This is a genomic window from Streptomyces sp. ISL-94 (assembly GCF_018614075.1).
Taxonomy (GTDB): domain Bacteria; phylum Actinomycetota; class Actinomycetes; order Streptomycetales; family Streptomycetaceae; genus Streptomyces.
Genome location: NZ_JAGGOZ010000090.1, coordinates 1 through 26508 on the forward strand (window position 1 = coordinate 1; position 26508 = coordinate 26508).

Sequence of the window (26508 nt, forward strand, 5' to 3'; positions counted from 1 at the left end):
CCACTCCCCAGGACACGGCCACGTCAAGCAGCGTCCGGCCCCCGGCGCGCAGCGCAGGGAACGTCCGTGGTGGTGGGTCGATGCCGGGCGGGAACGGAGGTTCTTGTATCGAATGGGTGACCTTTGTTGGGGGTGGTCGTTGGGTGGGGGATGGGTTCTTTCGGTACCGGGGTGGGTGCTGGGTGGTGGGTGGGTTGCGGGAGTTGTCGGCGCCGTTCGTCGCGCTCGGGCCCACGGGTGTCGCGGTACGGACCCGGCTGAAGGATTTGACGGCTGGGGATGAGGAGGTGCTGGCCCTGGTGGGCGCGCACCTGGGCTCGCTCGCCTCGAAGGACCTCAGGACGCGGTGCGCGGACGGGCTGGAGCACTCCGGCGACACGTGGGCGGTCCGGAAGCGGGAGCTGACGGCGCTCTCGTCGTCGCGGTGGGCCGGGGCGATCACCAAGGCCACCCACGACCAGTGGGCACTCGCCCGGCGCGGCCAGGCAGCGCACGTCCAGAACCTCGAAGCAGGCGTCAAGACGATCACACACCGGCTGTCGCTGCCCGTCGGGGAGAAGGGCAGCCACCTGTTCCGGCTGGTCGCCGCCTCGCCAGCCGCCTCACCCCGTGTTCGGCGGCGACGCCTACGGCTCCTGCGGGCCCTGCCCGCCGCTGCCGCTGCCGGCTCCGCGGGCCGCCTGCCGGGCGTCCAGGAGGTTCAGCACCCTCCGCGCCAGCGGGTACGTACGCACCATGTCGGCCAGGGTCGTCGAGCCCCGCGTGATGCGGGCGAAGGCCCGCCACGCCGGCCGGAAACCGGTGATCGTCGCGTGCAGCATCCCCGGCCGGGACTCGAAGAGGCTCAGCATCCGCTTGCCGACGCCCATCTCCACACCCAGCCCCGCCTTCACCGCGAAGGCGTAGTTGAGCGCCTGGCGGCGCGCGTCCACCGCGTCCTGAGCCTCGGAGATCTTCACCGCCCACTCCCCCGCCAGCCGCCCCGAGCGCAGCGCGAAGGAGATGCCCTCCCGGGTCCACGGCTCCAGCAGCCCGGCCGCGTCGCCCGCGACCAGCACCCGGCCGCGCGAGAGCGGCGAATCGGGCTTGCGGCAGCGGGTCAGGTGCCCGGAGGAGACGGCCGGCTCGAAGCCGGCCAGTCCGAGCCGGGCGATGAAGTCGTCCATGTACCGCTTGGTCGCGGCGCCGTCCCCCTTCGCCGAGATGACCCCCACCGTGAGGGTGTCGCCCTTGGGGAAGACCCAGCCGTAACTGCCGGGCAGCGGGCCCCAATCGATCAGGATGCGCCCCTTCCAGTCCTCCGCCACCGTCTCCGGGACGGGGATCTCCGCCTCCAGGCCGAGGTCCACCTGCTCCATCTCGACCCCGACGTGCCCGCCGATCCGGCTCGCGCTCCCGTCCGCGCCGACCACCGCGCGGGCCAGCACGGTCTCCCCGTCCGCGAGCACCACGGCCACCGTGCGCCGGTCGGGCACGGCCGCCCCGTGCTGTTCGACGCGGGCCACAGCAGTACCCGTACGGATGGTGGCGCCCGCCTTCTCGGCCTCGGCGACCAGCCCGGCGTCGAACTCCGGCCGGTTGACGAGCCCGAACAGCATCTGCTTCGAGCGCCGGGTCCGGGCCAGCTTCCCGTCGAGCGAGAACGTCACCGCGTGGATGCGGTCCTTGAGGGGCAGCACGAACCCCGGGGGCAGGGCGTCGCGCGAGGGGCCGATGATGCCGCCGCCGCAGGTCTTGTACCGGGGCAGCTCGGCCTTCTCCAGCAGCAGGACTCGCCGCCCCGCCGTGGCCGCCGCATACGCGGCAGAGGAGCCGGCCGGCCCGGCCCCGACCACGACCACGTCCCACACGTCGGCCGTCCCCCCGGCCGCCTCGTCCCCGTCCCCCTGCGCGGCCTGTCCTGCGCTTGCGTCGCGTACGTCGTCGTCGCTGCTCACGATGTGCTGCTGCTCCTGATCACCCGGTTGCTCCGATGCCGGGCAAATCCTACGGCGAGACTCCGCCCCGCCCCGTTGTGCGAGGATCGGGACTGTCTTCGCCGTACCCGGCATACGCCCACCCCGCGGATCCGGGCGGCGTACTACTGAGAACAACGTCGCACCCAAGAGGAGCGTGCCCATGTCCCAGAATCCGATCGCCGAGACCATAGCCTCGCTGATGCCCCGCGCGAAGCAGGAGCTCACCGAGTTGGTGGCCTTCCAGTCGGTGGCGGACTGGGCGCAGTTCCCCAAGAGCGAGAGCGAGGCCGCCGCCAACTGGGTGGCGGACGCCCTGCGCGTCGAGGGTTTCCAGGACGTGGCGCTGCTCGACACTCCCGACGGCACCCAGTCGGTGTACGGCTTCCTCCCCGGCCCCGCGGGCGCGCCGACTGTTCTGCTCTACGCGCACTACGACGTGCAGCCGCCACTGGACGACGCCGCCTGGATCTCCCCGGCCTTCGAGCTGACCGAGCGCGACGGCCGCTGGTACGGGCGCGGCTCCGCCGACTGCAAGGGCGGGTTCATCATGCACCTGCTGGCGCTGCGCGCCCTGAAGGCAAACGGCGGCGTGCCGGTGAGCGTGAAGGTGATCGTCGAGGGCTCCGAGGAGCAGGGCACGGGCGGCCTCCAGCAGTACGCCGAGGCGCACCCGGAGCTGCTGGCCGCGGACGCCATCGTCATCGGCGACGCGGGCAACTTCCGCCTCGGCCTGCCGACGGTGACCGCCACCCTGCGCGGGATGACCCTGCTGAAGGTGAAGATCGACACGCTGGGCGGCAACCTGCACTCCGGCATGTTCGGCGGCGCCGCGCCCGACGCGCTGGCCGCGCTGATCCGCGTACTCGACTCGCTGCGCGCGGCCGACGGTTCCACGACCGTCGACGGGCTGGACTCGGACGCGGTGTGGGAGGGCCTGCAGTACCCGGAGGCGGACTTCCGGGCCGACGCGAAGGTGCTGGACGGGGTCGAGCTGATCGGCGGCGGCACGATCGCGGACCGGCTGTGGGCCCGCCCGGCCGTGACGGTGCTGGGCATTGACTGCCCGCCCGTGGTCGGCGCGACCCCGTCGGTGCACGCGAGCGCCGGCGCGCTGATCAGCCTGCGGGTGCCGCCGGGCGTGGACACCTCGGCGGCCATCAAGCTGCTGGAGGCGCACCTGGTGGCGCGCACGCCGTGGAAGGCGCGCCTGCAGCTGGAGGTCGTCGGCCAGGGTCAGCCCTTCCAGGCGGACACGAGCAGCCCGGCGTACGCCTCGATGGCGGCGGCGCTGCAGGCGGCGTACCCGGGCCAGGAGATGCAGGTCGCGGGCATGGGCGGCTCGATCCCGCTGTGCAACACGCTGACGGAGCTGTACCCGCAGGCGGAGATGCTGCTGATCGGGCTGAGCGAGCCGGAGGCGCAGATCCACGCGGTCAACGAGAGCGTGTCGCCGGAGGAGCTGGAGCGCCTGTCGGTGGCGGAGGCCCTCTTCCTCGTCAACTACGCGGAGTCCAAGCGCGGCTGACCCCACCCGGCCGTGCGCCGCATGCACCGATGCACGCACTCACGCACTCACGCACTCACGCACTCACGCACGGATTACCGGATGCGCTGAGCTACGGATGTACGCCCAGGGCGGAGTGCGCCCTGGGCGTACTCCGCTCCCGGCGAAGTCGCGTGCCCCGCGCGAGCGCCCGTCCGTACGCTCGCCGAATGGATCTCGTCGAAGTCATCCCGAACCGGCTCCACATGCTCCGCTTCCCGATCGGCCAGGCGTATCTCTGGCAGGACGGCGAATCCCTCACCCTGGTCGACGCGGGCAACGCCGAGGCCGCCGCCGAGATCGAGGGGGCGATACGTTCCCTCGGACTGCTGCCCGAGCGCCTGGAGCGGATCGTCCTGACCCACTGCCACCGCGACCACGTCGGCGCGGCCGGCGAACTCGCCGCCCGCTGGGGGGCGCGGGTGCTGGCGCACCGCCTGGACGCCCCGGTGGTCCGGGGCGAGCGGCCCGTGCCCGAACCGGTGCTGCTCGACTGGGAGATCCCGCTCTACGCCCACGGCCTGACCGTCCCCGAAGCCCCGCCCACCCCGGTCGACCGGGAGCTGGAGGACGGCGAGGCGCTGGGCTTCGGGGACGGGGCGTACGTGGTCCACGCCCCCGGCCACACGGACGGCAGCATCGCCATCCATCTGCCGCGCCACGGCGTGCTGTTCGCGGGGGACTGCATCGCCGCCGTCGGCCCGCTGATGCTGGGCGTCTTCAACGTGGACCGCGCCCGGGCCGTCCAGTCCTTCCACCGCCTGGCCGCGCTCTCCCCGTCAACGGCCAGCTTCGGCCACGGCGATCCCCTGACGGCCGGCACCGCGGCCGCGCTGGCCGAGGCGGCGGCCGACACCCCCGCCTAGGGCTGTGGCCGACGGGTTCACCCGATCGGGGTGCCCGCCTCCAGGTAGAGGGGGCGGCCGCGTTCGCGGGCGCGCAGGGCCCAGCGCAGGCGCTCGTAACGGTGCTGCGGGAGGAGGCCGGCGGCCTCGGTCTCCGTGACGAAGCGCCAGGCCCGCAGTTCCGGGCCGGGCAGCCGCAGGCGCTCGGCCGCGCCGTCGGGGAGGCGGCCGCCGTCGAAGAGCAGGCGCAGCCCTCCGTGGCCGGGGGGCTGCGGGGGCTCCCAGTCCACCACCAGCAGACCCGGCGTCCGGTCCAGTTCCAGGCCCAGTTCCTCGGCGACCTCCCGTACGCCCGCGCACGCCGGTGCCTCTCCGGCTTCGACGACCCCGCCCGGGAACTCCCAGCCCGCCTTGTACGTCGGGTCGACGAGCAGCACCCGGTCCTGCTCGTCGAAGAGCAGCACGCCGGAGGCCACCGTCTCCCGCGTGGGCTCCGGGCTCTGCACGATCTCGCTGACCCGGGCCGCGTCCGTCCGGACGGCTTCGGCGATCCGCTCCGCCGTCTCCCGCGGGGTCAGGGCGCCGTTGTCGACGACGTGCGCGTCGGCGGTGAGCCAGCCGAGCGCCTGCCGGTAGGCCGGGATGTGGTCGTAGGCCCACTGGCGGACCCGGAGGTCCACCTCCTGCGGCGCCCCGGGCTCCTCCCGAGTCGCGATCCGCTCGCGCAGGATCGTTTCTGCCGGGGCCAGCAGCACATGGCGCACCGGGATCCGACGGGCCGCCAGCCCGCCGAAGATCTCGTCCCGGTACTCCTGCCGGAGCAGGGTCATCGGTACGACGAGCGTCCCGCCCACCTCCGCGAGCATCGCCGCGGCCGTGTCCACCACCAGGCGCCGCCAGCTCGGCAGGTCCTGGTAGTCGCAGACCTCCGCCAGGCGTTTGCGCGGCAGCAGCACGCGCAGCGCGTCACCGATCAACTCCGGGTCGAACAGGGTGCTGTCCGGCAGGATTCCGGTCAGTTCGCGGGCCGTGCTGGTCTTTCCGGCGCTGAATGTGCCGTTGATCCAGACAATCACGTCTACCCCTCTCCCCATGGCTCGTCCCGAGCCCCCAGTGGCTTGCCCGCACCACCCTGCCACGGAAACCTCGCCATCGGCCTACTGCTTATCCTCAAGGTCAGAGCGCTGCCCGATACCTCCGGAGGTTTCCCACCGTGCCCCACAACCGCCGCCCGTCCGATCCCCGTTACGGCAACCGGCCGACCATGAAGGACGTGGCGGCCCAGGCGGGCGTGGGCCTGAAGACGGTGTCGCGGGTGGTCAACGGCGAGCCGGGCGTCACCCCCGACACCGAGCGGCGCGTCCAGGAGGCCATCGACGCCCTCGGCTTCCGCCGCAACGACAGCGCGCGCGTGCTGCGCAAGGGCCGAACCGCCACCGTGGGCCTCATCCTGGAGGACCTCGCCGACCCCTTCTACGGTCCGCTCAACCGTGCGGTGGAGGAGGTGGCCCGCGCGCACGGCGCCCTGCTCATCAACGGCTCCAGCGCCGAGGACCCGGAACGGGAGCGGGAGTTGGCGCTCGCGCTGTGTGCGCGCCGGGTGGACGGGCTGATCGTGATCCCGGCCGGTGACGACCACCGCTACCTGGAGCCGGAGATCCGGGCGGGCGTGGCCACGGTGTTCGTGGACCGCCCCGCCGGCCGGATCGAGGCGGACGTCGTCCTCTCGGACAGCTTCGGCGGCGCCCGGGACGGCGTGGCCCACCTGATCGCGGGCGGCCACCGCCGGATCGGCTTCATCGGCGACCACCCGCGCATCCACACGGCGACGGAGCGCCTGCGCGGCTACCGTGCGGCGATGGCGGACGCGGGCCTGCCGGTGGCCGACTCCTGGGTCTCCCTCGGCTCCACGGCGCCCGAGCGGGTGGCGGCGGCGGCCCGCGCGATGCTCGCGGGCCCTGAGCCGGTGTCCGCCGTCTTCGCCGGCAACAACCGGGTGACGGTCACGGTGGTACGGGTCCTGGCCGACCGGGACCGCCCGGTGGCCCTGGTCGGCTTCGACGACTTCGAGCTGGCCGACCTGCTGCGCCCCGGCGTCACGGTGGTGGCCCAGGACGCCGCGACGCTGGGCCGGGTGGCCACGGACCGCCTCTTCCAGCGCCTCGCGGGGACCAACCTCCCGCCGACCCGCATCGAACTCCCGACCCGCCTCGTCGCACGCGGCTCGGGCGAGATCGCCCCCTCCGCCTGAGGCTCACCGGATCAGCCCGCGCAGCACGGGCACGGCTACGCCCGCGGCGGTCAGTCCGGCGAGCACGGACAGGGCCACGCCGGTACCGCCGAGGTAGGTCAGCCCGCCGGCGGCGAGGCCGGTGAGCAGGGCGATGACGAACACGACGGCGGCGTGCACGGACAGGAACGGCGGCTCGGCGCCGGGCGATGCGGACATACCCCGATTCCACCGCCGGGCCCTGCGCTGACGGGTACGGACGGAACGACGCCGACCACACCGGATCATCGCCGAACCCCGCGGAACGCACAGGGTGTTCGGCGGAACGCGGAACCTGTTCCGTACTGTTCGGCCACGTTCGGGACCGCTGCGAGGGCAGCGCTCTCGCCACGGCGGGCCAGGACGGCACCCTGCGCCGGTGGATCACCGGCCCGCTGTAGAACGGCGGAGGCCCGGCCGGGGTTCCCCTCGGCCGGGCCTCGGACGCCGCCGCTACGGCGGTCAGCGGTCAGCGGTCAGGCGATCAGCGGTCAGGCAGTCGCCGTCAGCGTCGCCGACCGGCGCGGGATCGCGAAGGCGTCGAGCTCGGCGCGGGTCAGGCCGGTGAGGGCGGTGACCTCCTCGGCGCCGACCGCGCCGCAGTCCAGGCCGCGGACCAGGTAGCCGGCGAGGGCCTTGGCGGTGGCGGGCTCGTCCATCACGTCGCCCTCGATCTTGGCGACGTACGCCTTCAGGCGCGCGGCAGCGGTCTCCAGGCCCTCGCGGTAGAAGGTGAAGACGGCGGCGTAGCGGGTCGGGAGGTGCGCCGGGTGCATGTCCCAGCCCTGGTAGTACGCGCGCGCCAGGGCGCGGCGGGTCAGGCCGTAGTGCAGCTTCCAGGCCTCGTGGACGTGCTCGGTCGTGCCGATGGGCAGGACGTTCGTCGAGCCGTCGGATACGCGTACGCCGGTGCCGGCGGCCGCGACCTGCATGATCGCCTTGGCGTGGTCGGCGGCAGGGTGGTCGCTCGACTGGTACGCGGCGGAGACGCCGACGCAGGCGCTGTAGTCGAAGGTGCCGTAGTGCAGCCCGGTGGCGCGGCCCTTGGAGGCCTCGATCATGCGGGCCACGGTGGCGGTGCCGTCGGAGGCGACGATCGACTGGCTGGTCTCGATCTGGATCTCGAAGCCGATCCGGCCCGGGCGCAGGCCGCGGGCGGCCTCGAAGGCCTCCAGGAGCTTGACGAAGGCGCTGACCTGCTCGGCGTACGTGACCTTGGGGAGGGTCAGGACGAGGCCGTCGGGGAGGCCGCCGTGCTCCAGCAGGCCGGAGAGGAAGATGTCGGTGGTGCGGATGCCGCGGTCGCGGACGTTGGACTCCATGCACTTCATGCGGATGCCCATGTACGGGGCGTTCGTGCCGTTGGAGAAGGCTTCGGAGACGAGGCGGGCGGCGCGGGCCGCCGCCTGGTCCTCCTCTTCGTCGGAGCGGACGCCGAAGCCGTCCTCGAAGTCGACGCGGAGGTCCTCGATCGGCTCGCGCAGGAGCTTGGCGCGGACGCGGTCGTAGACCGGTACGGCCAGCTCGTCGGAGATGCCGAGTACCTTCGCGAAGGTGGCGGCGTCCGGGGCGTGCTGGTCGAGGGCGGCGAGGGCCTGGTCGCCCCAGGAGCGGATGGTGTCCGCGGCGAAGACGTCACCGGGTACGTAGACCGTGTGGATGGGCTGGCGGGTGCCGGGGTCGCCCGGGTAGTGGCGCGCGAGTTCCGCGTCCACCGGCGCGAGGGAGGCGCTGATGCCCTCACTGACCGCGCCTGCGAGGCTCGTCGCCACCTTCTCCTGCTGACCCATCGTGCACTCTCCTCTTTTCCGCTTCACGGAAGCTTAGATCCGCATTGCAGAATTTAGTCACGCGGTTCCGCTCAGTCAATGGTCCCTCCGCTCTCCTGGACAAACGACTCGGGGCCGTGCGGTGAGAAACACCACACGGCCCCGAGAACGTCAGGCTACGAAGAGAAGCGCAGGTCAGCCCTTGCGCGCCTTGATCTCCTCGGTCAGCTGCGGGACGACCGCGAAGAGGTCGCCGACCACGCCGTAGTCGACCAGGTCGAAGATCGGGGCCTCGGCGTCCTTGTTGATGGCCACGATGGTCTTCGAGGTCTGCATGCCGGCCCGGTGCTGGATCGCGCCCGAGATGCCGGAGGCGATGTACAGCTGCGGGGAGACCGACTTGCCGGTCTGGCCGACCTGGTTGGAGTGCGGGTACCAGCCGGCGTCGACGGCGGCGCGGGAGGCGCCGACGGCCGCGCCGAGGGAGTCCGCGAGCGCCTCGATGATGGGGAAGTTCTCGGCGCCGTTGACGCCGCGGCCGCCGGAGACCACGATCGCGGCCTCGGTCAGCTCGGGGCGGCCGGTCGACTCGCGCGGGGTGCGGCCGGTGACCTTGGTGCCGGTGGCCAGGGCGCCGAAGGTGACGGCGAGCGCCTCGACGGCGCCGGCGGCCGGAGCGGCCTCGACCGGAGCCGAGTTCGGCTTCACGGTGATGACCGGGGTGCCCTTGGAGACACGGGACTTGGTGGTGAAGGACGCGGCGAAGGCGGACTGCGTCGCCACCGGGCCCTCGTCACCCGCCTCCAGGTCGATGGCGTCGGTGATGATGCCGGAGCCGATGCGGACGGCCAGGCGCGCGGCGATCTCCTTGCCCTCGGCGGAGGACGGGACGAGCACGGCGGCGAGGGAGCCCCCGGCGGACACCGCCTCGTACGCGGCCTGGAGGGCGTCCACCTTCGGTACGACGAGGTACTCGGTGAACTCGGGGGCGTCGGCGGTGAGGACCTTGACGGCACCGTGCTCGGCGAGCACGGCGGCGGTGTCGGCCGCACCGGCGCCCAGGGCGACGGCGACGGGCTCGCCGATGCGGCGGGCCAGCGTCAGCAGCTCGAGGGTGGGCTTGCGGACGGCGCCGTCCACGTGGTCGACGTAGACGAGAACTTCAGCCATGGGACTGCTCTCCTGCTATTGCGAAGTGTCTGGGGGCTATTGAGGGGTTGGCCGAAGCTCTTAGATGAACTTCTGGCCGGCCAGGAACTCGGCCAGCTGTTTGCCGCCCTCGCCCTCGTCCTTGACGATCGTGCCGGCGGTGCGCGCCGGGCGCTGCGCCGCGGAGTCGACCGTGGTCCAGGAGCCTTCCAGACCGACCTCGTCGGCCTCGATCTCCAGCTCCTCCAGGTCCCAGGACTCCACCGGCTTCTTCTTGGCGGCCATGATGCCCTTGAAGGAGGGGTAGCGGGCCTCGCCCGACTGGTCCGTCACGGAGACGAGCGCGGGGAGGGAGGCCTCCAGCGTCTCGCTCGCGGTGTCGCCGTCGCGGCGGCCGGTCACGGTGCCGTCCTCGACCTTGACCTCGGAGAGCAGGGTGACCTGCGGGACGCCCAGGCGCTCGGCCAGGATCGCCGGGAGCACGCCCATGGTGCCGTCGGTCGAGGCCATACCCGTGATGACCAGGTCGTAGCCGGCCTTCTCGATCGCCTTGGCGAGCACCAGCGAGGTGCCCATGACGTCGGAGCCGTGGAGGTCGTCGTCCTCGACGTGGATGGCCTTGTCGGCGCCCATCGACAGCGCCTTGCGCAGCGCGTCCTTGGCGTCCTCGGGGCCCACCGTCAGGACGGTGATCTCGGCGTCGTCGGCCTCTTCGGCGATCTGCAGCGCCTGCTCGACGGCGTACTCGTCGAGCTCCGACAGCAGGCCGTCGACGTCGTCACGGTTGACGGTCAAGTCCTCGGTGAACTGCCGGTCGCCGGTGGCGTCGGGCACGTACTTCACACAGACAACGATCCTCAGGCTCACGCCGGCTCTCCTACCGCATCGTCTTTTCTGGTACCGCCTTGTGGAGGCAGCATAGGCGCCTTGTCGGGCGGATCCCGGTCGGGGCGGCCCGCGCTCCGAAGGGAATGTTACTCGTCAGTACACCGTGGGTCTTCCCCAGGTGCAAGGCCGGTGAACTGTGATCTGTCCAACGCCACCCGACATGCCCCAGCAGGCACGATTCAGTCGCGCAACGCGTTGAAACGACCCTGGTGGTAGAGCAGGGGGCGGCCTTCCCCGGCCGGATCTCCCGCGACCGCCTCCGCGATGATCACACGATGCTCTCCGGCCGGCACCCGGGCCGCCACCCGGCACACCAGCCACGCCAGCACGCCGTCCAGCACCGGGACCCCGTGCGGTCCGGCGCTCCAGGCGGTGGCCGGACCGAAGCGGTCGGCTCCGCTGCGGGCGAACAGGCCCGCCAGCTCCCGCTGGTGCTCGCCGAGTATGTGGACGCCGAGGTACTCGCTGTCGCGCACCGCGGGCCAGCTGGAGGCCCCGGTGCCGATGGTGAAGGACAGCAGCGGCGGGTCCGCGGAGACGGAGTTGAGCGAGGTCGCGGTGAAGCCCGCCGGCCGTCCGCCGGTCTCGGCGGTGATCACGGCGACTCCGGCGGCATGCTGCCGGAACACCGAGCGCAGGAGGTCGGGCGAGCCGGGGAGTCCGGTGCCGAATCGGGGGGACGGAGCCATCGGGGCCGCGGGAGCGGTCATCGGGGTCTTCCTTCTGCCGCGCGGTGCGCGGGCACGGTCGGGGATCAGGGGTCGGGGGCGTTCAGTGATCCCAACAGCGCGCGCTCGCGTAGCGGACGAGGTCCACGTGGACCCGTCCGTAGAGCAGGAGTTCATACCGCATGACGCCAGCCTCGCGATTTCCCGTGTACACAGTCAAGCGGGATCCGTCAGATGTCAGGCGCGTCACGCCGCGTGCGGGCGCGTGCACCGGCGCTTCTCCCGCCGCGACCCCGTACGGCGTCGTCATACGGCGGCCCCCAGGGCGGCGATCACATCCGCCTTGCGCGGCATCCCGGCGGCCTGCCGGACGATCCGGCCCGCAGCGTCCAGGACGAGCACGGTCGGGGTCTTCTCGATCCCCAGGGCCCGCACCAGGTCGAGCCGGTCCTCGGCGTCGATCTCGATGTGCGCGACCCCCTCCACCATCCCCGCGACGTCGGCGAGGATCCGCCGCGTGGCCCGGCAGGGCTGGCAGAACGCGCTGGAGAACTGCACCAGGCTGGCCCGCTCCCCCGGCTCCTCGCCCAGTTCCGCGGCGCCCAGCACGGCCCGCCCGTCGTCCTGCCCGAGCACCCCTGCTCCCCTCGTCGCCATCCGTACGGGTCCATCATTCCCGCAGGCACATACGCTGGGCGCAGCGCCCGGGACCCCGGGGGCATTCCCGGCGTGACGAGAATCTCGCCGGGCGGGGGCATCTGGGCTGGCCAGCAGCCCGCGTATGGGGCACGATCCCATGGTCGCGTACCTACGCTTCCGTAACTTCCGACCGGGAGCACCTCCCCAGGCAGAAAGCGGGGTCCCCCCACCATGGCTGAGCTCGTCTACCCTCCCGTGATCGGCGCCGCGCACGGGCTCTTCCGCGCGCTGGACATCCGTATCGACATGGAGGGCACCGAGAACATCCCGCGCAAGGGCGGGGCGGTCCTGGTGTCGAACCACATCGGATACCTCGACTTCATCTTCGCCGGCCTGACCGCGCGGCCGCAGAAGCGCCTGGTGCGCTTCATGGCGAAGGAGTCGGTGTTCCGGCACCGGGTGTCGGGCCCGCTGATGCGCGCGATGAAGCACATCCCGGTGGACCGCACGCAGGGTGAGACGGCCTACCAGCACGCCCTGGACTCGCTGCGCGCGGGCGAGATCATCGGCGTCTTCCCGGAGGCCACGATCTCCCAGTCCTTCACGCTCAAGAGCTTCAAGTCGGGTGCGGCGCGCATGGCCCAGGAGGCCGGCGTTCCGCTGATCCCGGTGGCCCTGTGGGGCACCCAGCGGCTGTGGACCAAGGGCCGCGCGAAGAACTTCAAGCGCAGCCACATCCCGGTGACGATGCGGGTGGGCGAACCGCTGGAGGCGCCGGCGGACCAGTACGCGGGGGCCATCACGCGCCGCCTGCGCGAGCGCGTGCAGGAGCTGCTGGACGCGGCGCAGCGCACCTACCCGGACAAGCCCAAGGACGCCGCCGACTCCTGGTGGCTGCCGGCCCACCTGGGCGGCACCGCCCCGACGGCGGCCCAGGTGAAGGAAGCCGGCTGACCCGTCCGGCCTACACGGGCAACGGCCCCGCGGTGCGGGGCCGTTGCTGCTCCGCAGCGTCGGGACGGTTGGGGTTCTCGGCGTGGGTCAGGGTCTCCCAGGCCTCGAAGTGGTTCTCGGTGCCCGCGGGGTGCCGCCCCTCGGTGAGCCTGCGGGTGTTCTCCATGGTGACGCCGAGCCGGGTGTGCAGGGCGTTGTAGCCGACCTCGGTCGCCGGGCCGATGCCCTTGGCCAGGCTGCCGCCGCAGAGCCAGGAGGGCACCGCCGCGCCGAGTTCGCAGCCGGCGTGGAAGCCCAGCGCGCGCCGGAAGCGGTCCTAGAACTGCGGGTACAGGTCGCGGCCCTGGATCCTCGAGGTCTCGGCGACGTGCATGGCCGCCTTCCGGTGGGAGCGGTTCCGGTGGCCGAAGATATTCATGCCCATGCCAAGCTGACAACGATGTCCGACAAGAAAGTTTCCTATCAGCTCCGCAGCCGAAGGTGCTGACGTAACGTCTGGTCCGACTATCGCGTGCACATCGGTCGGGGGGTCGGGGATGAGCGGGTTCGGCCGGTATCTGGCAGCGGCTTTGGCCGCACGGTTTGCCTCGGAGGGCATGGCGATGGCCGTGGTGCTCCTGGCCCTGGAGCGCACCGGGAGCGCGGCGTACGGGGCCTTCGTCCTGACCGCCTGGCTCGCTCCGCACGTCCTCGCGGCTCCACTGGCGGGCGCCGCGGCGGCCAGGGCCCGCCGGCCGCGCCTTTTCCACGTCGGCGCCCTGGCCGGGTTCGCGGCCGCCGTGGCGGCCCTGGCCGTGCTGCTGGGCCGGGCTCCGGTGCCGCTGGTGCTCGCGGTGGCGGTGCTCGGCGGCAGCTGCGGGCCGATGATCACAGGAGGGCTGTCCAGCCTGGTCACCGGGCTGGTCCCGGCGGGGGCCGGCCGGGACCGCGCGTACGGGTGGGACGCCTCGACCTACAACGCCGCGGGCGTCACCGCTCCGGCGGCGGTCAGCCTCGCCACCGCACTGTGGTCGGGCGGTCCGGCGATGGCCGTCCTGGCAGTGTCGGCCGCGCTGGCCGCGGCGCTGGCGGCCACCCTCCCGTACGGTGATCCGCCCGCCGGCCGGGCCGCCGGCGCACCCCGGGCCGGGCTGGGCGCGGGGCTGGCGGCCCTGTGGCGGGTCCGGGAACTGCGGGCGGTCACGGCGGCGACGACGCTGGCCTTCGTCGGCATCGGCTCGCTGACCACCACGGCGGTGCTGCTGGCCGCCGCGCTCGGCAGCCCGGACGCGGGCGGAGTGCTGATGACGGCCTTCGCGGTGGGCGCACTGGGCGGCTCGCTGACGCTGGGCCGGATGACGTCCGTGGAGCCGGGCCGCCTGGTGCGGTGGGCGCTGGCCGGGACCGGGGTGGCCCTGGCCGCGGCGGCGTTCACGCCGTCCGTCGGCGTCACGGCGGCGTTGTTCGCGGTGGCGGGGGTGTGCGACGGACCGCTGCTCACGTCCACGCTGCGGATCCGCGCGGAGCACGCACCGGACGGGGTCCGGACGCAGGTGTTCACCCTGGGCGCGGGGCTCAAGGTGACGGCGGCGTCGACCGGAGCGGCCCTGGTGGGGTTCGCGGCCGACGCGCCCGCGTGGACGCTGCTGACCGGGATCGCCGGTCTGCAGTTCGCGGCGGCTCTGCTGCACGTACTGGCGGCGCCCCGGGGGCCCGTACCGCCGCCGATGGTGCTCCCTAGAGAGCGGTCGGGAGGTTCCGCCACAGCTCCGGCCGGTCGGCGGACTCCTTGAGGGCCTTGAGGACGGCCGGGGGCGGGGCGGCGTACAGCTCGGGGTAGTCGGCCTCGCCCAGCTCCGGACGCACCGGGAAGGCCAGTTGCTCCACGTCGAGGCTGAACTGGGCGTTCACCCCGGGCTTGTTGCCGCGCGGGTCGATCCGGGCCCAGTCCTCGCTCCCGGGCAGCCGGACGGCGACGAGCCCGTGGATCACCGGGTTGCTTCCGTCGTCGTCGGCGAGGAGCTGGTAGCACAGGGCCGCCGGGATGCCCTGGGCCCGCAGCAGGGCGACGAGGGCGTGGGACTTGGCGTAGCAGATGCCGTTGCGCGTCCTCAACACGTCCGAGGCGCGCCAGGAGACGCGCAGGTCCCCGGAATCGGCCGAGTGCGGGATGGTGTCGCGGACGAACTCGAAGGCGACTTTGGCGTATGAGTATGCGTCGCCGGTAGCGGACCAGAGCGCGTCCGCGGCGTCCTGGACCAGGGGATGCCAGTGGTCGATCGTCTCATCCGAGGCCAAAAAGGCATGGATGTCGGGGTTCTGTTGGATCAGCTGCATGGTCCGGAGCATAGGCAAACCTCCGGCCGTAGATCAATAGATTTACGGCCGGAGGTATAAATATTCATCACTGCATACGGCTCGGCTAGCGGGACAGCTCTTCCTTCAGTGCCTGGAGGAAGCCGTCCACGTCCTCCTCCTGGGTGTCGAAGCCGCACATCCAGCGGACGTCCCCGGCCGTCTCGTCCCAGAAGTAGAAGCGGTAACGCCGCTGCAGCCGCCGCGACACCTCGTGCGGCAGCCGCGCGAACACCGCGTTCGCCTGCACCGGATAGAGGATCTCGACCCCGTCCGTCTCGCGCACACCGGCGGCGAGCCGCTGTGCCATCGCGTTGGCGTGGCGGGCGTTGCGCAGCCACAGGTCCTTGGCGAGCAGCGCCTCCAGCTGCACCGACACGAACCGCATCTTGGACGCGAGCTGCATCGACATCTTGCGGATGTGCTTCATCTGCCGGACCGCGTCCGGGTTGACCACCACCACGGCCTCGCCGAACATCATGCCGTTCTTGGTGCCGCCGTACGACAGCACGTCCACGCCGACCGCGTTCGTGAAGCTGCGCATCGGCATGTCGAGCGAGGCCGCGGCGTTGGCTATCCGGGCGCCGTCGAGGTGCACCTTCATGCCCAGGCCGTGGGCGTGGTCACAGATGGCCTTGATCTCGTCCGGGGTGTAGACCGTGCCGAGTTCGGTGTTCTGGGTGATCGAGACGACCTGCGGCATCGCCCGGTGCTCGTCCTCGAAGCCCCAGGCCTCGCGGTCGATCAGCTCGGGGGTGAGCTTGCCGTCCGGGGTGGGGACGGCGAGCAGCTTGATGCCCGCCATCCGCTCCGGCGCGCCGCCCTCGTCCACGTTGATGTGGGCGCTCTTGGCGCAGATCACGGCGCCCCACCGGTCGGTCATGGCCTGGAGGGCGACGACATTGGCGCCCGTGCCGTTGAAGACCGGGAAGGCTTTCGCGTACGGCCCGAAGTGGCTGCGGAAGATCTTCTGCAGGTATTCGGTGTACTCGTCCTCGCCGTACGAGACCTGGTGGCCGCCGTTGGCCAGCGCGACGGCGGCCAGGATCTCGGGGTGCACCCCGGCGTAGTTGTCGCTTGCGAAACCGCGCACCGCCGGGTCGTGGTGGCGCCGGGCGTCGGTCTTGCCGGCATCGGTTCTCACGGTTGCGGAGTGAGCCACAGACGCTGTCCGTTCACATCGATGGCGGGCCGCTCCCAGACGCCGGCGATGGCCTCGGCCAGCTCCTTGACGTCCGTGAAGCCCGCGAACTTCGCATTGGGGCGCTCGGCGCGCATCGCGTCGTGCACCAGTGCCTTGATCACCAGGATCGCAGCAGCCGCGCCGGGCCCGTCGTCGCCCCCCGCCTTGCGGAAGGAGTCCGCCAGGGCCAGGGTCCAGGCCTCGGCGGCCGCCTTGCCCGCGTTGTACGCGGCGTTGTTGGCGACCGGCTTGTGCGCGCCGGACTGGCTGATCAGGACGTAGCGTCCCCGGTCGCTGCGCAGCAGTCCGTCGTGGAAGGCCAGGGAGGTGTGCTGGACCGTGCGGATGAGGAGCTTCTCCAGGAAGTCCCAGTCCGCGAGGTCGGTGTCGGTGAAGGTGTTGCTGCCCCGCCAGCCGCCGACGAGGTGGACGAGGCCGTCGATGCGGCCGAACTCCTTCTCGGTGCGCTCGGCCCAGGCCTTGGTCGCGTCGAGGTCGAGCAGGTCCACGGTGTCGCCCGTGACGGTGGCGCCGCCGTGGGCGTAGCGCGCCGCGTCGACGGCCTCCGCGAGCCGCGCCGGATCGGCGTCGGACGCGATGACCACGGCACCCGCCTCGGCGAGGCGGAGCAGGGTGGCGCGGCCGGCGGGCCCGCCGGCCCCGGCCACCGCCACCACCGCTCCGTGCAGCTTTCCGTTGCCGTTCCCGGAGCCGTTCATCTGTGCAGCCTCCTGAGGGCGAGTGCTCACGCGGCGACTCGCTCGGCGCGCTCTGCGTTCAGGGCGGTGATGCCCTTGGTGGAGGCGATCACTCCCTTGAGCTTCTTGGCGAGCGCCTCATAGAACATGCTGAGCGGAAACTCGTCCGGAAGCACGTCGTCCACGAGCTTGCGCGGCGGCTGCGTCACGTCGAGGGCGTCGGGGCCCTTGGCCCACTTGGAGCCCGGGTGCGGGGCGAGGTAGGTGGAGACCAGCTCGTAGGCCTTGAACCAGTGGACGAGCTTCGGGCGGTCGATGCCGGCCCGGTAGAGGTCCTCGATCTCGGCGCACAGCTGGTTGGTGACCTGCGGGGCGCGCATCCAGTCGATCTTCAGCTTGTTGTCCGTCCAGCGCACGACGTCGTGCTTGTGGAGGTACGCGAAGAGCAGCTGGCCGCCGAGCCCGTCGTAGTTGCGGTTGCGGTCGCCCGAGACCGGGAAGCGGAACATCCGGTCGAAGAGGACGGCGTACTGGACGTCGCGGCCGTGCTCGTTGCCCTCGGACTCCAGCTTCACGGCCTCCTTGAAGGCGGTGAGGTCGCAGCGCAGCTCCTCCAGGCCGTACATCCAGAACGGCTGGCGCTGCTTGATCATGAAGGGGTCGAACGGCAGGTCGCCGTGGCTGTGGGTGCGGTCGTGGACCATGTCCCACAGGACGAACGCCTTCTCGCAGCGCTCCTGGTCGGTGACCATGGCGGCGATGTCGCCGGGCAGCTCGATGCCCAGGATGTCGACGGACGCCTCGGTGACCTTGCGGAAGCGGGCCGCCTCGCGGTCGCAGAAGATACCGCCCCAGGTGAAGCGCTCGGGGGCCTCGCGGACGGCGATGGTCTCCGGGAACAGCACGGCGGAGTGGGTGTCGTAACCCGCGGTGAAGTCCTCGAAGGTGATGCCGAGGAAGAGCGGGTTGTCGTACCGGGTGCGCTCCAGCTCGGCGAGCCACTCGGGCCACACCATCTTGAGCGCGACGGCCTCCAGATTGCGGTCCGGGTTGCCGTTCTGGGTGTACATCGGGAAGACGACGAGGTGCTGGAGCCCGTCGGCGCGCTCGGCGGCCGGCTGGAAGGCCAGCAGGGAGTCGAGGAAGTCCGGCACCCCGAAGCCGCCCGCGGCCCACTTGCGCAGGTCGCCCACGAGCGCCTCGTGGTACGCCGTGGCGTGCGGGAGCAGCGGGGACAGCGTCTCGACGGCGCGGATCACGCGCCCGACGGCGGCCTCGGCGGTGTGCTGGGCGGGGGCGCCCTCCGCTTCGAAGTCGATGGAGCCGTCCTTGGACTGCCAGGGGCGGATCTCCTCCACGGCGGCCTTGAGCTCGGGCCACGCGGGGTCGTCGACCACCCGCGTCCCGGCGGCTATCACGGTACCGCCGACACCCGGCACAAGAGTTTCCGTCATGTCACTTCCTCCACAGGAGAACCTCACGTCAAGGCAGCGTAAACGGCCGAGGCTCTCCCGCTCAAGAGGAAACTCGGGAAATTATCCTGCGACACCCCCCGCCTCACCGAAAGTCTTCCCGTTCGCCAGGATGGAACCGATGGCTCCGCCCAGGCGCGCCAAGGCCTGCCGGGCCTGTGGCTCCACGGCGGGCAGTGCCGGGTGCGGCCGGCGGGGGCGTGGACGTGGGCGGTACATCACATTCCCCGGAAGTGCGGGATGACCTTCTCGCCCCACTGCCGCAGGGTCTCCAGGCAGGCGTCCTGCCCCACCGTGCCCATCTGGATCAGGCACATGACCTCGTCCGCCCCGGCCGCCCTGAGCCGCTCCACGTATGCGATGGCGTCGTCGGCGCTCCCGTAGGCGTGGTCGGCGTTGAAGGTGGCCGTCGAGGTCGGCCGGACCGGGATGTCCAGCTCGTGCAGCCGGGCCACCACCTGCTCGGCGGCCTTGCGCATCTCCGCCGGCTCGTCGGCGCCGGCGACGACGGCCTCGTCCGGGACGCCCGCCCCGCCGTACCAGTGGCCGATGGACTGGGCGAAGAACCGCTGCCCTCGGATGCCGATGCGCCGCGCCTCCTCCGGATCGTCGAGCACGATGGTGGGGCAGAGCACCGAAAAATGGTCGTTGACCACGGAGGACACGAACCGGCTGCCGTCGCGCCCGGCGATCGCGGCGTCGTAGACGGACCGCATCCCGGCGATCGACCCGGGTCCGGCGAAGCCCATCACCAGGGCCCCGATCCCCAGCTCGGCGGCCTGCACCAGGGTCTCCCCCCGGCTGCACGCCAGGAACAGCGGCGGGTGCGGGGTCTGCTCCGGCCGGGGCAGGATCGGGTGCGGATCAATGTCGATCAGCTCGCCGTGGTACTCCAGCTCCTCCTCCTGCCAGGCCCTGCCGATGATCCTCAGGGCCTCCTCGACCTGCGCCGTGGTGCGCTCCTTGTCCACCCCGCACAGCGAGGTCTCCTGCTCGGTGCCGCCGCGCCCGGCCCCGAGGTCGAGCCGCCCGCCCGAGAGCAGGTCGAGCATGGCGGCCCGCTCGGCGACCCGGACCGGATGGTTGAAGTTGAAGGGCATGCACACGACGCCGTGGCCGATGCGTATGGTGTTCGTCCTGGCCGCGACCCACGTCAGAAAGATCTCGGGAGCGCTCATGTGTGCGTACCACTTCAGGGAATGGTGCTCCACGGCCCAGATCCGGTCGAAACCCATACGCTCGGCGAGCACGGCCTGCTCGACGCAGTCGCGGATGACCTGGTGCTCCCGTTCCACCGTCGGGTCGGCAAGCTGAGCTTCGAAGATCACGGAGAATTCCACTGTGCCTCCAGGTGTGCGTCCCGTGCCGGGTCTCACTTCTATTCGAAATATGACTAGTAGTCAGAAGGCGAAGAAGCAAGAGCTGCCGCCGACCGCGTGGGCGGTGCTCGGGCTGCTCTCCTTTCCCGGGGAGCGGACCGGCTACGAGCTCAAGAAGTGGGCGGACTCCTCGCTGCGCTTCTTCTACTGGTCACCGGCCATCAGCCAGATCTACGCGGAGCTGCGCCGGCTGGAGGAGCTGGGATACGCCTCCTCCGCCCGCTCGGGCCCCGAGGAGGCGCGGGCCAAGCGCCGCTATGCCATCACCGACGCGGGACGCGAGGCGCTGGCCGGCTGGGCCGCCGACACCGCCGAGGCCGGCCCGCCGGTGCTCAAGCACGGGCTGCTCCTGCGGGTCTGGCTCGGGCACCTGGCAGAGCCCGGGCGGCTGCGCGCGATGGTCGGCGAACACCTGGAGCGCACCCGGGAGGAGCTGGCCGCCGTACGGGAGGCGATGGAGCACGCGGCCGAGGTACCGGAATGGGCCTTCCCCGCCCTCGCGCTGCGCTGGAGCGAGCGGCAGCACCTGGCCGAACTGGAGCTGGCGCAAGCCCTCTTGGCCGACCTGGAGGGCCTCACCGAAGGCGGCGAGCACACCGCCCCGCAGGCCGGTACCCCGGGCCGTCAAGCCGAGGGGGACGCGCCCACCCCCGGGTGACGCGACAGGAGGGTCAAGAGCGCGGACAAGCCCGGCGGGAAGCGGCCGGTGCACCCTTCCGGGGCGCTGCACAGGCGGTCCCTTCGCACCCTCGGCGCACTAGCATGCGTCCTCATCGCGCGCGGCCGGTCGGGACACCGCGACCGCGCGGGGAGCCGCCGTCGACGGAAGCGAGAGAACCTTGACTTTCCTCACCATCGGTCACCGCGGGGTCATGGGTGTCGAGCCGGAGAACACCCTCCGGTCGTTCGTCCGCGCGGAACGTTCCGGCATGGACGTCATCGCTCTGGACCTCCAACTGAGCAAGGACGGCGCACTCGTCGCCCTGCACGACCCCGAAGTGGACCGCACCACCGACGGATCGGGGGCCGTCGCCGATCTGACCCTCGCCGAACTGCGCGCCCTCGACGCCGGCCAGGGTGAACAGGTGCCGGTCTTCGAGGAGGCCTTGGACGCCGTCCGGGTCCCGCTCCAGGTGTCGGTACGCGACCGGGCCGCGGCCGAGGTGCTCGCCGGGCTGATCCTGCGCCGCGACCTGACCGCCCGCGTGGAGGTGGCCTCCTTCGACGACGCGGTGCTCGTCGAGACGGCCCGGCTGGTGCCGGGCGTGCGGACGGTCCTGCACGCGAGCCCGCACGGGGACGACATCGTGGACCGGGCCCTGGCCGCGGGCGCGGGAACGATCGCCCTGGACATCCGGCGGCTCGCCCTGGAAACGGTGGAGGCGGCGCACGAGGCCGGGCTCCGGGTCACCGGCTGGACGGTCGACACCCTGGACCAGCTGCGGCTCGCGCGGGCACTGGGGCTGGACGGCGCGGCCACCGGCCTCCCGGAGATCCGCAGCACGGGCCGCTTCACGGCGTGACGGCGCCGCCTGCCGAGGCGGCGCCGCCTCGGCGGCACCGGCCGTGACGGAACCGCCTACAGCGGCTTGACCAGCAGCTCGAAGGCCAGGTCGTCGCGGAGCGGGACGCCGAAGCGCTCGTCGCCGTACGGGAAGGGGCTCAGCTCGCCGGTGCGCCGGTAGCCGCGGCGCACGTAGTAGGCGATGAGCTCCTCCCGTACGTTCACCACCGTCATCCGCATCTCCTTGGCGCCCCAGGCCTCCAGGGCGCGGCGCTCGGCCTCGGCCAGGATCTCCTTGCCGAGGCCTCCGCCCTGGAGCCCGGGGCGGACCGCGAACATCCCGAAGTAGACGTGGTCCCCGCGGTGTTCGAGCTGGCAGCAGGCGACGAGCTCGCCCGCGCGCTCGACGACCAGCAGGACGCTGTCGGGGGTGTTGATGATCTGCCGGACCCCGTCCGGGTCGGTGCGCTGCCCGTCGAGGTAGTCCGCCTCCGTGGTCCAGCCGGCTCGGCTCGCGTCACCGCGGTACGCCGACTCGACGAGCGCCACCAGCTCGCTCACGTCCCCCTCTACGGCGCTGCGAAAGCTCAGGGCTGCGGGGTTGGCGGTCGACGACATCGGGGGGCTCCGTTCTACGCGGTGGCATATGACATGCCGGGTAGGGCAGAGAGAGCGTATCCCGGGGCCGCGTGAGCGCCGCGTGAGAAGGGCATCTCTTCCCGTGACGCCGACGAACCGGGAGGTTCCGCCGTGCACGGTTCCGCCATGTCCCCCTCTCTCTCCTCCGCCGTCTGCGCCTGGCTGCTCGTCCTGCTGTGCGCGGTGAGCGGCGCGTACTGCCTGCGGCAGGTGCCCAGAGCGGGCGGTGGAGCGGCCGGTGAGGCCGTGATGGGGTTCGGCATGGCGCTGATGGCGGTGCCCCTCTGGGGCGCCGGCGGATGGCAGGCCCCCGCGCTGGGGGTGGTCTTCTGCGGGGCCGCCCTGCACGCCGTGTGGCTGCTCCGGGGCGGGGCGCACCACGCGCACCACCTGGTGGGCTCCCTGACGATGGTCTACATGTCCCTCATGGCGGCCTCCGGCCACGGACACGGGGCCGGACTGCCACTGCTGACCGGGCTGCTCCTCCTCTACTACGCCGGATACGTGGTCCTCGGCGGAGCACGGCTGGTCACGGCCGGCGGTTCCGCCGCCCCGCCGCCGCAGGCCGGGCCGGGCCGGCGGGGCGGCTCGGGCGAGCTGACCCGGGCCTGCCGACTGGCCATGGGAATCGGGATGTTGGCCATGCTGCTCACCATGTGACGGCGGCGGCCGACGTGTCCTGCGTCACCAATCCCCCGAGGCCGTACCCGCAGGTAGCCCCGCGCTCATAGGCTGGCGCCCATGATGGTCCCCGCCGCTCTCCTGATGCTCGGCGCCCTGACCGCGGTGCTCGCCCCCCGTCTGCTGGCCCGGGCCCAATGGCCCGAGCGTGAACCGGTCGTCGCCCTGTGGGTGTGGCAGTGCGTGGTGGGTGCGGTGCTCCTGTGTCTCGGGCTGTCGATGCTGCTGAGTGCGGCGGCCGCCTGGCAGGCCGTACGGGGCCGGCTGTTCGCCGCCGCCCCGCGCGGGGTGGTCGACGCGTACGCCCTCGGCGCGTCCGGCGGCCCCTGGGCCGCGGGCACGGCCCTCGCCCTGGCGGGCGGTGCGCTGTGGACCGCGGCGCTGCTGGCCCGCGAGGTGCTGCGGACACGGGCGGGCCGCCGCGCGCAGAGCGCCGAACTGCGGGAGCGGGCCCCGCTGCTGCCCGGGGAGGACCCCACGGGCGCGCGGCTCGTCGTACTGGAGGGCCGGCGGCCCGAGTCGTGGTGGCTGCCGGGGGCGGCCCCGCAGCTGGTGGTCACGACGGCGGCGCTGGGCCGGCTGAAGGGCAGCCAGCTCGACGCCGTACTGGCCCACGAGCAGGGGCATGCGGCGGCCCGGCACGACTGGCTGCTGCACTGCTCGCGGGCCCTGGCCGGAGGATTCCCGCAGGTGCCGGTCTTCGCGGCCTTCGAGGCGGAGATGCACCGGCTCGTCGAGCTGGCCGCCGACGACGTGGCCTCGCGGCGGTACGGGCGGCTGACGATCGCGCTGGCCCTGGTCGGGCTGAACGAGGACCGCGGGGTGTTCGGGCCCTGCTCGCACCCGCAGGCACACGTCCAGCAGCGGGTGCGGCGGCTGCTGGCGGCCGCGCCCCGCCTGTCGGCGACCCGCAGGCTGCGGCTGACGGCACTGGCCACGCTGGTCCCGGCGGTTCCCCTCCTGGTGGCCTTCGTACCGGGGCTGAGCGCCCTGGCGTAGGAAGTGTCCGCGCCCGACCGCTCGCGGGCAGTGCGAAGATCCCCGTATGCGGAGCGATCGCGTGCGGTGGGCGGGCATCGGCTGTGCGCTGCTCGCGGCCGTCCTGACAGCGCTGGTGGTGGCGGGGTGGCGCCCGCTCCACTCGTACGACGACCAGGTCGCCCGGGATCTTCACGGCCATGCCGTCGCCCACCCCGGGGTCACCCACGCGGTGCGCATCCTCACCGACTGGGTGTGGGACACCTGGACCATGAGGGCCCTGGCCGCCGCGGCCTGCCTCGCGCTGTGGTGGCGCGGGCAGCGGGAACGGGCGCTGTGGGTAGGGCTGACCATGGTGGTGGCCCTGGTGGTTCAGCAGGGGCTGAAGGCACTGGTGGGGCGCCCGCGGCCGCAGTGGCCCGATCCGGTGGACTCTGCGCACTTCGCGGCCTACCCGTCGGGCCACGCCATGACGGCGACCGTGGTGTGCGGGCTGCTGCTGTGGCTGCTCCCCCGGCAGGCCCCGCAGTGGGCCGTGCGGTCCGCCTGGGCCGCGGCGGCGGTGTCGGTGCTCGGGGTCGGCTTCACCCGCATCTACCTGGGGGTGCACTGGCTGTCGGACGTGGTGGGCGGCTGGCTGCTGGGCGCGGCCCTGGTGGCTCTCGCGGTGTCCTGGTCCGGTCGTCAGCGCGGATCCGGCTCCGCCGGACGGTGAGGCGGTGGGTGAGGCGGTGGGTGAGCCTGCTCTGGGCGATCCCCCGTGTCACCCAGAGCAGGCGACCCCGTGCGCTGAGTATATTGGCTCTGAGCCAGTCAACGCAGGAGTAAGCATGTCCCCGCGCAGCGCATCGGTCAATGAAGAATTGCGCAGACGATCCCGGGAGCGGCTGCTCCAGGCCACGGTCGAGCTCGTCGCCAAGCGCGGCTACGAGGCCACGACGCTCGGCGACATCGCCGACCGGGCGGGCGCGGCCCGCGGCCTGGTCTCGTACTACTTCCCGGGGAAGCGGCAGCTGCTCCAGTCCGCCGTGCACCGGTTGATGCACCTCACGCTGGAGGCGGCGCTCGAGCGCGAGCCGCGCAGCGAGGACGGGCGCGAGCGGCTCGCGCGCGCGGTGGACGCGATCCTCGGGCTGGCCCGCGACGAGCCGCTGCTGATGCGGACCCACATGGCGGGCATCCTCACGGCCGAGGGGTTCGTGCAGTGCCCCGAACAGCAGCGGCTCGCCGAACTGTTGCGGGACACCGTCACGCGGTACGGCTCACCGGACGTGGACGCCGACTATCCGCTCCTGCGGGCGCTGCTGATGGGCGCCGTGGTGGCGGTCCTGCTGCCGGGCGCGCCGATGCCTCTGGCGCGGCTGCGGGCCGAGCTGTTCCAGCGCTACGGGCTGGACTGGGAGCTCGGCGACCCGCCGCCCGGCGGACCGCCCGCCGGCACGTTTGCGCCGCGCGGCTGACCCGGCTCCGCCGTATGCGCGCGGGGGGCTGACGGCTGCCCGGCCGGGTGGCATGCTGAAACCACCCGCGGGAGGAGCTCCGCCGTGCTTCGTATCGCCGTCGTCGGATCGGGCCCCAGCGGGGTCTATGCGGCCCAGACGCTGGTCCAGCAGCGTGAGGTGCCCGGAGTGCGGGTCGACGTACTGGACCGGCTGCCGGCGCCGTACGGGCTCGTGCGGTACGGGGTCGCCCCGGACCACGAGAAGATCAAGTCGCTCCAGGGCAGTCTGCGCACCGTGCTCGAGGACGAGCGGATCCGCTTTCTCGGGAACGTCGAGGTCGGCGGGGAGCTGCTGCCCACGGAGCGGCTGCTGGAGCTGTACCACGCGGTGGTCTACTGCGTGGGCGCGGCGCGGGACCGACTGCTGGGGATCCCGGGCGAGGAGCTGGCCGGGGTGCATTCCGCGACGGCCTTCGTGTCCTGGTACAGCGGACACCCGGACGCCGTGGGCGAGAGCTTCGACCTGCCCGGCGTGGACTCGGCGGTGGTGGTGGGGGCGGGCAACGTCGCGGTGGACGTGACGCGGATCCTGGCCCGGGGCCCGGCGGAGCTCGCGCCGACCGACATGCCGCAGCCGGCGCTGGGCGCACTCGCGGACAGCGGCGTGCGGCGGGTGGCGATGGTGGCCCGGCGCGGCCCCTCGCAGGGCAAGTTCACCACCAAGGAGCTGCGGGAGCTGGGCACGCTGCCCGGGGTGGACGCCCGCACGGACCCCGCTGAGCTGGCCCTCGACCCGATGTACACCGATGCGGCCGCGGCGGCGGCGCTGCCCGCGGTGGCGCGGCGCAACCTGGAGGTGCTGCGCGGCTGGGCGGAGCGGGGCCCCGGCGACGCGGAGCGCCACATCGACCTGCGGTTCTACCTGCGCCCGGTGGAGGTCCTGGGCGGGCCCGGCGGCCGGGTGACCGGGATGCGCTTCGAGCGGACCGCCCCCGATGGCAGCGGCGGGGTGACCGGGACGGGCGTGTACGAGGACATCGAGGCGCAGTTGGTCCTGCGCTCGGTGGGGTACAAGGGCGTCCCCCTGGCCGGGCTGCCCTTCGACCCGGCCAAGGGCACGGTGCCGCACGCGGCGGGCCGGGTCCTGCGCGCGGGCCGGGCCTCGATCGGCGAGTACGTGGCGGGCTGGATCAAACGCGGCCCGACGGGCGTGATCGGCACGAACCGGCCCTGCGCCAAGGAGACCGCGTCCTCGCTGCTCCAGGACGCGGGGGTACTGGCCCGGCGCGAGCTGCCCGGGGATCCGCTGGACGCGTTGCAGGCGGCGGGCCTGCGTCCGGTGCAGTGGCCGGGGTGGCTGGCCATCGAGGCGGCCGAGGCCGATCTGGGGCGCTCGCTGGGCCGCCGCTCGGTGAAGATCCCGGACTGGGCCGGCCTGCGCGGCGCTGCGGGCCTCGCCCAGGGGTGACCGGCCGACGCCGTTGCGGGTCAGGGGTGTCCTACGTTGTTGGCATGGG

27 protein-coding genes and 2 pseudogenes are annotated in these 26508 nt (G+C 72.5%); 13 read left to right on the top strand and 16 right to left on the bottom strand.

Annotated features, from left to right (window positions below; all coding sequences use genetic code 11):
• Positions 1 to 185: 185 nt before the first annotated feature.
• Positions 186 to 566: pseudogene (locus tag J7E94_RS34920) on the top strand (hypothetical protein); the annotation flags it as partial.
• A gap of 60 nt (positions 567 to 626) precedes the next feature.
• Here J7E94_RS34920 and J7E94_RS26130 read toward each other — a convergent pair.
• Positions 627 to 1850, bottom strand: a complete 1224-nt coding sequence (locus J7E94_RS26130) for a geranylgeranyl reductase family protein (protein WP_308345463.1) — start codon at positions 1848 to 1850, stop codon at positions 627 to 629.
• Between the two features lie 268 nt (positions 1851 to 2118).
• Between J7E94_RS26130 and J7E94_RS26135 the strand changes: the two genes are divergently transcribed.
• Both J7E94_RS26135 and J7E94_RS26140 read left to right on the top strand, forming a co-directional pair.
• On the top strand, positions 2119 to 3483 hold the full coding sequence (locus tag J7E94_RS26135; protein ID WP_215019254.1) for a dipeptidase: 1365 nt from the start codon (positions 2119 to 2121) through the stop codon (positions 3481 to 3483).
• Positions 3484 to 3671: 188 nt separating this feature from the next.
• Entirely contained in the window at positions 3672 to 4367 is a 696-nt protein-coding gene (locus J7E94_RS26140; protein WP_215019255.1) for an MBL fold metallo-hydrolase, read from the top strand.
• A 17-nt stretch (positions 4368 to 4384) separates the two neighbouring features.
• Here the strand turns inward: J7E94_RS26140 and J7E94_RS26145 are convergent, their stop codons facing one another.
• Positions 4385 to 5422, bottom strand: coding sequence for an NUDIX domain-containing protein (locus tag J7E94_RS26145; protein ID WP_308345462.1), 1038 nt, complete (start codon positions 5420 to 5422; stop codon positions 4385 to 4387).
• Between the two features lie 188 nt (positions 5423 to 5610).
• Here J7E94_RS26145 and J7E94_RS26150 point away from each other — a divergent pair, with 188 nt between their 5' ends.
• Positions 5611 to 6597: a LacI family DNA-binding transcriptional regulator gene (locus J7E94_RS26150; RefSeq protein ID WP_251057245.1), complete on the top strand. Its 987-nt coding sequence runs from the start codon at positions 5611 to 5613 to the stop codon at positions 6595 to 6597.
• A gap of 3 nt (positions 6598 to 6600) precedes the next feature.
• On the opposite strand, the gene J7E94_RS26155 is transcribed toward J7E94_RS26150, so the two are convergent.
• From J7E94_RS26155 to J7E94_RS26180, 7 genes are all read right to left on the bottom strand, one after another.
• Positions 6601 to 6795 (bottom strand): hypothetical protein, encoded by a 195-nt coding sequence (locus tag J7E94_RS26155; RefSeq protein WP_215019258.1) that lies wholly within the window; start codon positions 6793 to 6795, stop codon positions 6601 to 6603.
• Positions 6796 to 7106: 311 nt separating this feature from the next.
• Complete coding sequence (locus tag J7E94_RS26160; protein ID WP_215019259.1) at positions 7107 to 8405, bottom strand: aldolase/citrate lyase family protein; 1299 nt, start codon at positions 8403 to 8405, stop codon at positions 7107 to 7109.
• Positions 8406 to 8579: 174 nt separating this feature from the next.
• Positions 8580 to 9554 carry an electron transfer flavoprotein subunit alpha/FixB family protein gene (locus tag J7E94_RS26165; protein ID WP_215019260.1) on the bottom strand — a complete coding sequence of 325 codons (975 nt, stop codon included), beginning with the start codon at positions 9552 to 9554 and terminating at the stop codon, positions 8580 to 8582.
• 60 nt (positions 9555 to 9614) lie between these two features.
• Positions 9615 to 10400 carry an electron transfer flavoprotein subunit beta/FixA family protein gene (locus tag J7E94_RS26170; protein ID WP_215019261.1) on the bottom strand — a complete coding sequence of 262 codons (786 nt, stop codon included), beginning with the start codon at positions 10398 to 10400 and terminating at the stop codon, positions 9615 to 9617.
• A gap of 200 nt (positions 10401 to 10600) precedes the next feature.
• The gene (locus J7E94_RS26175; protein WP_308345464.1) at positions 10601 to 11110 is read right to left on the bottom strand and encodes a flavin reductase family protein; all 510 of its coding nucleotides are present in this window, start codon (positions 11108 to 11110) and stop codon (positions 10601 to 10603) included.
• 82 nt (positions 11111 to 11192) lie between these two features.
• Positions 11193 to 11399 (bottom strand): putative leader peptide, encoded by a 207-nt coding sequence (locus tag J7E94_RS36045; RefSeq protein ID WP_374224504.1) that lies wholly within the window; start codon positions 11397 to 11399, stop codon positions 11193 to 11195.
• Positions 11396 to 11746, bottom strand: a complete 351-nt coding sequence (locus J7E94_RS26180; protein WP_215019263.1) for a thioredoxin family protein — start codon at positions 11744 to 11746, stop codon at positions 11396 to 11398. The genes J7E94_RS36045 and J7E94_RS26180 overlap by 4 nt, the downstream gene beginning before the upstream one ends.
• A gap of 213 nt (positions 11747 to 11959) precedes the next feature.
• On the opposite strand from J7E94_RS26180, the gene J7E94_RS26185 reads away from it, so the two are divergent.
• Entirely contained in the window at positions 11960 to 12682 is a 723-nt protein-coding gene (locus tag J7E94_RS26185) for a 1-acyl-sn-glycerol-3-phosphate acyltransferase (RefSeq protein WP_215019264.1), read from the top strand.
• Between the two features lie 10 nt (positions 12683 to 12692).
• Here the strand turns inward: J7E94_RS26185 and J7E94_RS26190 are convergent.
• Positions 12693 to 13052: pseudogene (locus J7E94_RS26190) on the bottom strand (hypothetical protein); the annotation flags it as partial.
• Between the two features lie 166 nt (positions 13053 to 13218).
• Between J7E94_RS26190 and J7E94_RS26195 the strand changes: the two are divergent.
• Complete coding sequence (locus J7E94_RS26195) at positions 13219 to 14454, top strand: MFS transporter (protein ID WP_215019266.1); 1236 nt, start codon at positions 13219 to 13221, stop codon at positions 14452 to 14454.
• On the opposite strand, the gene J7E94_RS26200 is transcribed toward J7E94_RS26195, so the two are convergent.
• The 5 genes from J7E94_RS26200 to J7E94_RS26220 all read right to left on the bottom strand — a co-directional run bounded on the left by J7E94_RS26200 (position 14399) and on the right by J7E94_RS26220 (position 19709).
• On the bottom strand, positions 14399 to 14998 hold the full coding sequence (locus J7E94_RS26200; protein WP_215019267.1) for a transglutaminase family protein: 600 nt from the start codon (positions 14996 to 14998) through the stop codon (positions 14399 to 14401). The two genes, J7E94_RS26195 and J7E94_RS26200, sit on opposite strands and share 56 nt — an antisense overlap.
• 85 nt (positions 14999 to 15083) lie before the next feature.
• Entirely contained in the window at positions 15084 to 16178 is a 1095-nt protein-coding gene (locus J7E94_RS26205; protein ID WP_374224505.1) for a low specificity L-threonine aldolase, read from the bottom strand.
• Complete coding sequence (locus J7E94_RS26210; RefSeq protein ID WP_215019269.1) at positions 16157 to 16918, bottom strand: SDR family oxidoreductase; 762 nt, start codon at positions 16916 to 16918, stop codon at positions 16157 to 16159. Before J7E94_RS26210 ends, J7E94_RS26205 begins: the two co-directional genes overlap by 22 nt.
• Positions 16919 to 16944: 26 nt before the next feature.
• Entirely contained in the window at positions 16945 to 18351 is a 1407-nt protein-coding gene (locus J7E94_RS26215) for a DUF6421 family protein (RefSeq protein ID WP_215019270.1), read from the bottom strand.
• Between the two features lie 236 nt (positions 18352 to 18587).
• Complete coding sequence (locus J7E94_RS26220; RefSeq protein ID WP_215019271.1) at positions 18588 to 19709, bottom strand: LLM class flavin-dependent oxidoreductase; 1122 nt, start codon at positions 19707 to 19709, stop codon at positions 18588 to 18590.
• Positions 19710 to 19758: 49 nt separating this feature from the next.
• On the opposite strand from J7E94_RS26220, the gene J7E94_RS26225 reads away from it, so the two are divergent.
• Both J7E94_RS26225 and J7E94_RS26230 read left to right on the top strand, forming a co-directional pair.
• Positions 19759 to 20406, top strand: a complete 648-nt coding sequence (locus J7E94_RS26225; protein WP_215019272.1) for a PadR family transcriptional regulator — start codon at positions 19759 to 19761, stop codon at positions 20404 to 20406.
• Positions 20407 to 20587: 181 nt separating this feature from the next.
• On the top strand, positions 20588 to 21271 hold the full coding sequence (locus tag J7E94_RS26230; RefSeq protein WP_215019273.1) for a glycerophosphodiester phosphodiesterase family protein: 684 nt from the start codon (positions 20588 to 20590) through the stop codon (positions 21269 to 21271).
• Between the two features lie 56 nt (positions 21272 to 21327).
• Here J7E94_RS26230 and J7E94_RS26235 read toward each other — a convergent pair whose 3' ends face one another.
• Positions 21328 to 21870, bottom strand: a complete 543-nt coding sequence (locus J7E94_RS26235; RefSeq protein ID WP_215019274.1) for a GNAT family N-acetyltransferase — start codon at positions 21868 to 21870, stop codon at positions 21328 to 21330.
• A gap of 147 nt (positions 21871 to 22017) precedes the next feature.
• Between J7E94_RS26235 and J7E94_RS26240 the strand changes: the two genes are divergently transcribed.
• The 5 genes from J7E94_RS26240 (at position 22018) to J7E94_RS26260 (ending at position 26459) form a co-directional block, all read left to right on the top strand.
• Positions 22018 to 22551, top strand: a complete 534-nt coding sequence (locus J7E94_RS26240; RefSeq protein WP_215019275.1) for a DUF5134 domain-containing protein — start codon at positions 22018 to 22020, stop codon at positions 22549 to 22551.
• An 81-nt stretch (positions 22552 to 22632) separates the two neighbouring features.
• Positions 22633 to 23571 carry a M56 family metallopeptidase gene (locus J7E94_RS26245; RefSeq protein WP_215019276.1) on the top strand — a complete coding sequence of 313 codons (939 nt, stop codon included), beginning with the start codon at positions 22633 to 22635 and terminating at the stop codon, positions 23569 to 23571.
• Positions 23572 to 23617: 46 nt separating this feature from the next.
• The gene (locus J7E94_RS26250) at positions 23618 to 24265 is read left to right on the top strand and encodes a phosphatase PAP2 family protein (RefSeq protein ID WP_215019277.1); all 648 of its coding nucleotides are present in this window, start codon (positions 23618 to 23620) and stop codon (positions 24263 to 24265) included.
• A 115-nt stretch (positions 24266 to 24380) separates the two neighbouring features.
• Positions 24381 to 25010: a TetR/AcrR family transcriptional regulator gene (locus J7E94_RS26255; protein ID WP_215019278.1), complete on the top strand. Its 630-nt coding sequence runs from the start codon at positions 24381 to 24383 to the stop codon at positions 25008 to 25010.
• A gap of 84 nt (positions 25011 to 25094) precedes the next feature.
• Complete coding sequence (locus J7E94_RS26260) at positions 25095 to 26459, top strand: FAD-dependent oxidoreductase (protein WP_215019279.1); 1365 nt, start codon at positions 25095 to 25097, stop codon at positions 26457 to 26459.
• Positions 26460 to 26508 lie beyond the last annotated feature (49 nt).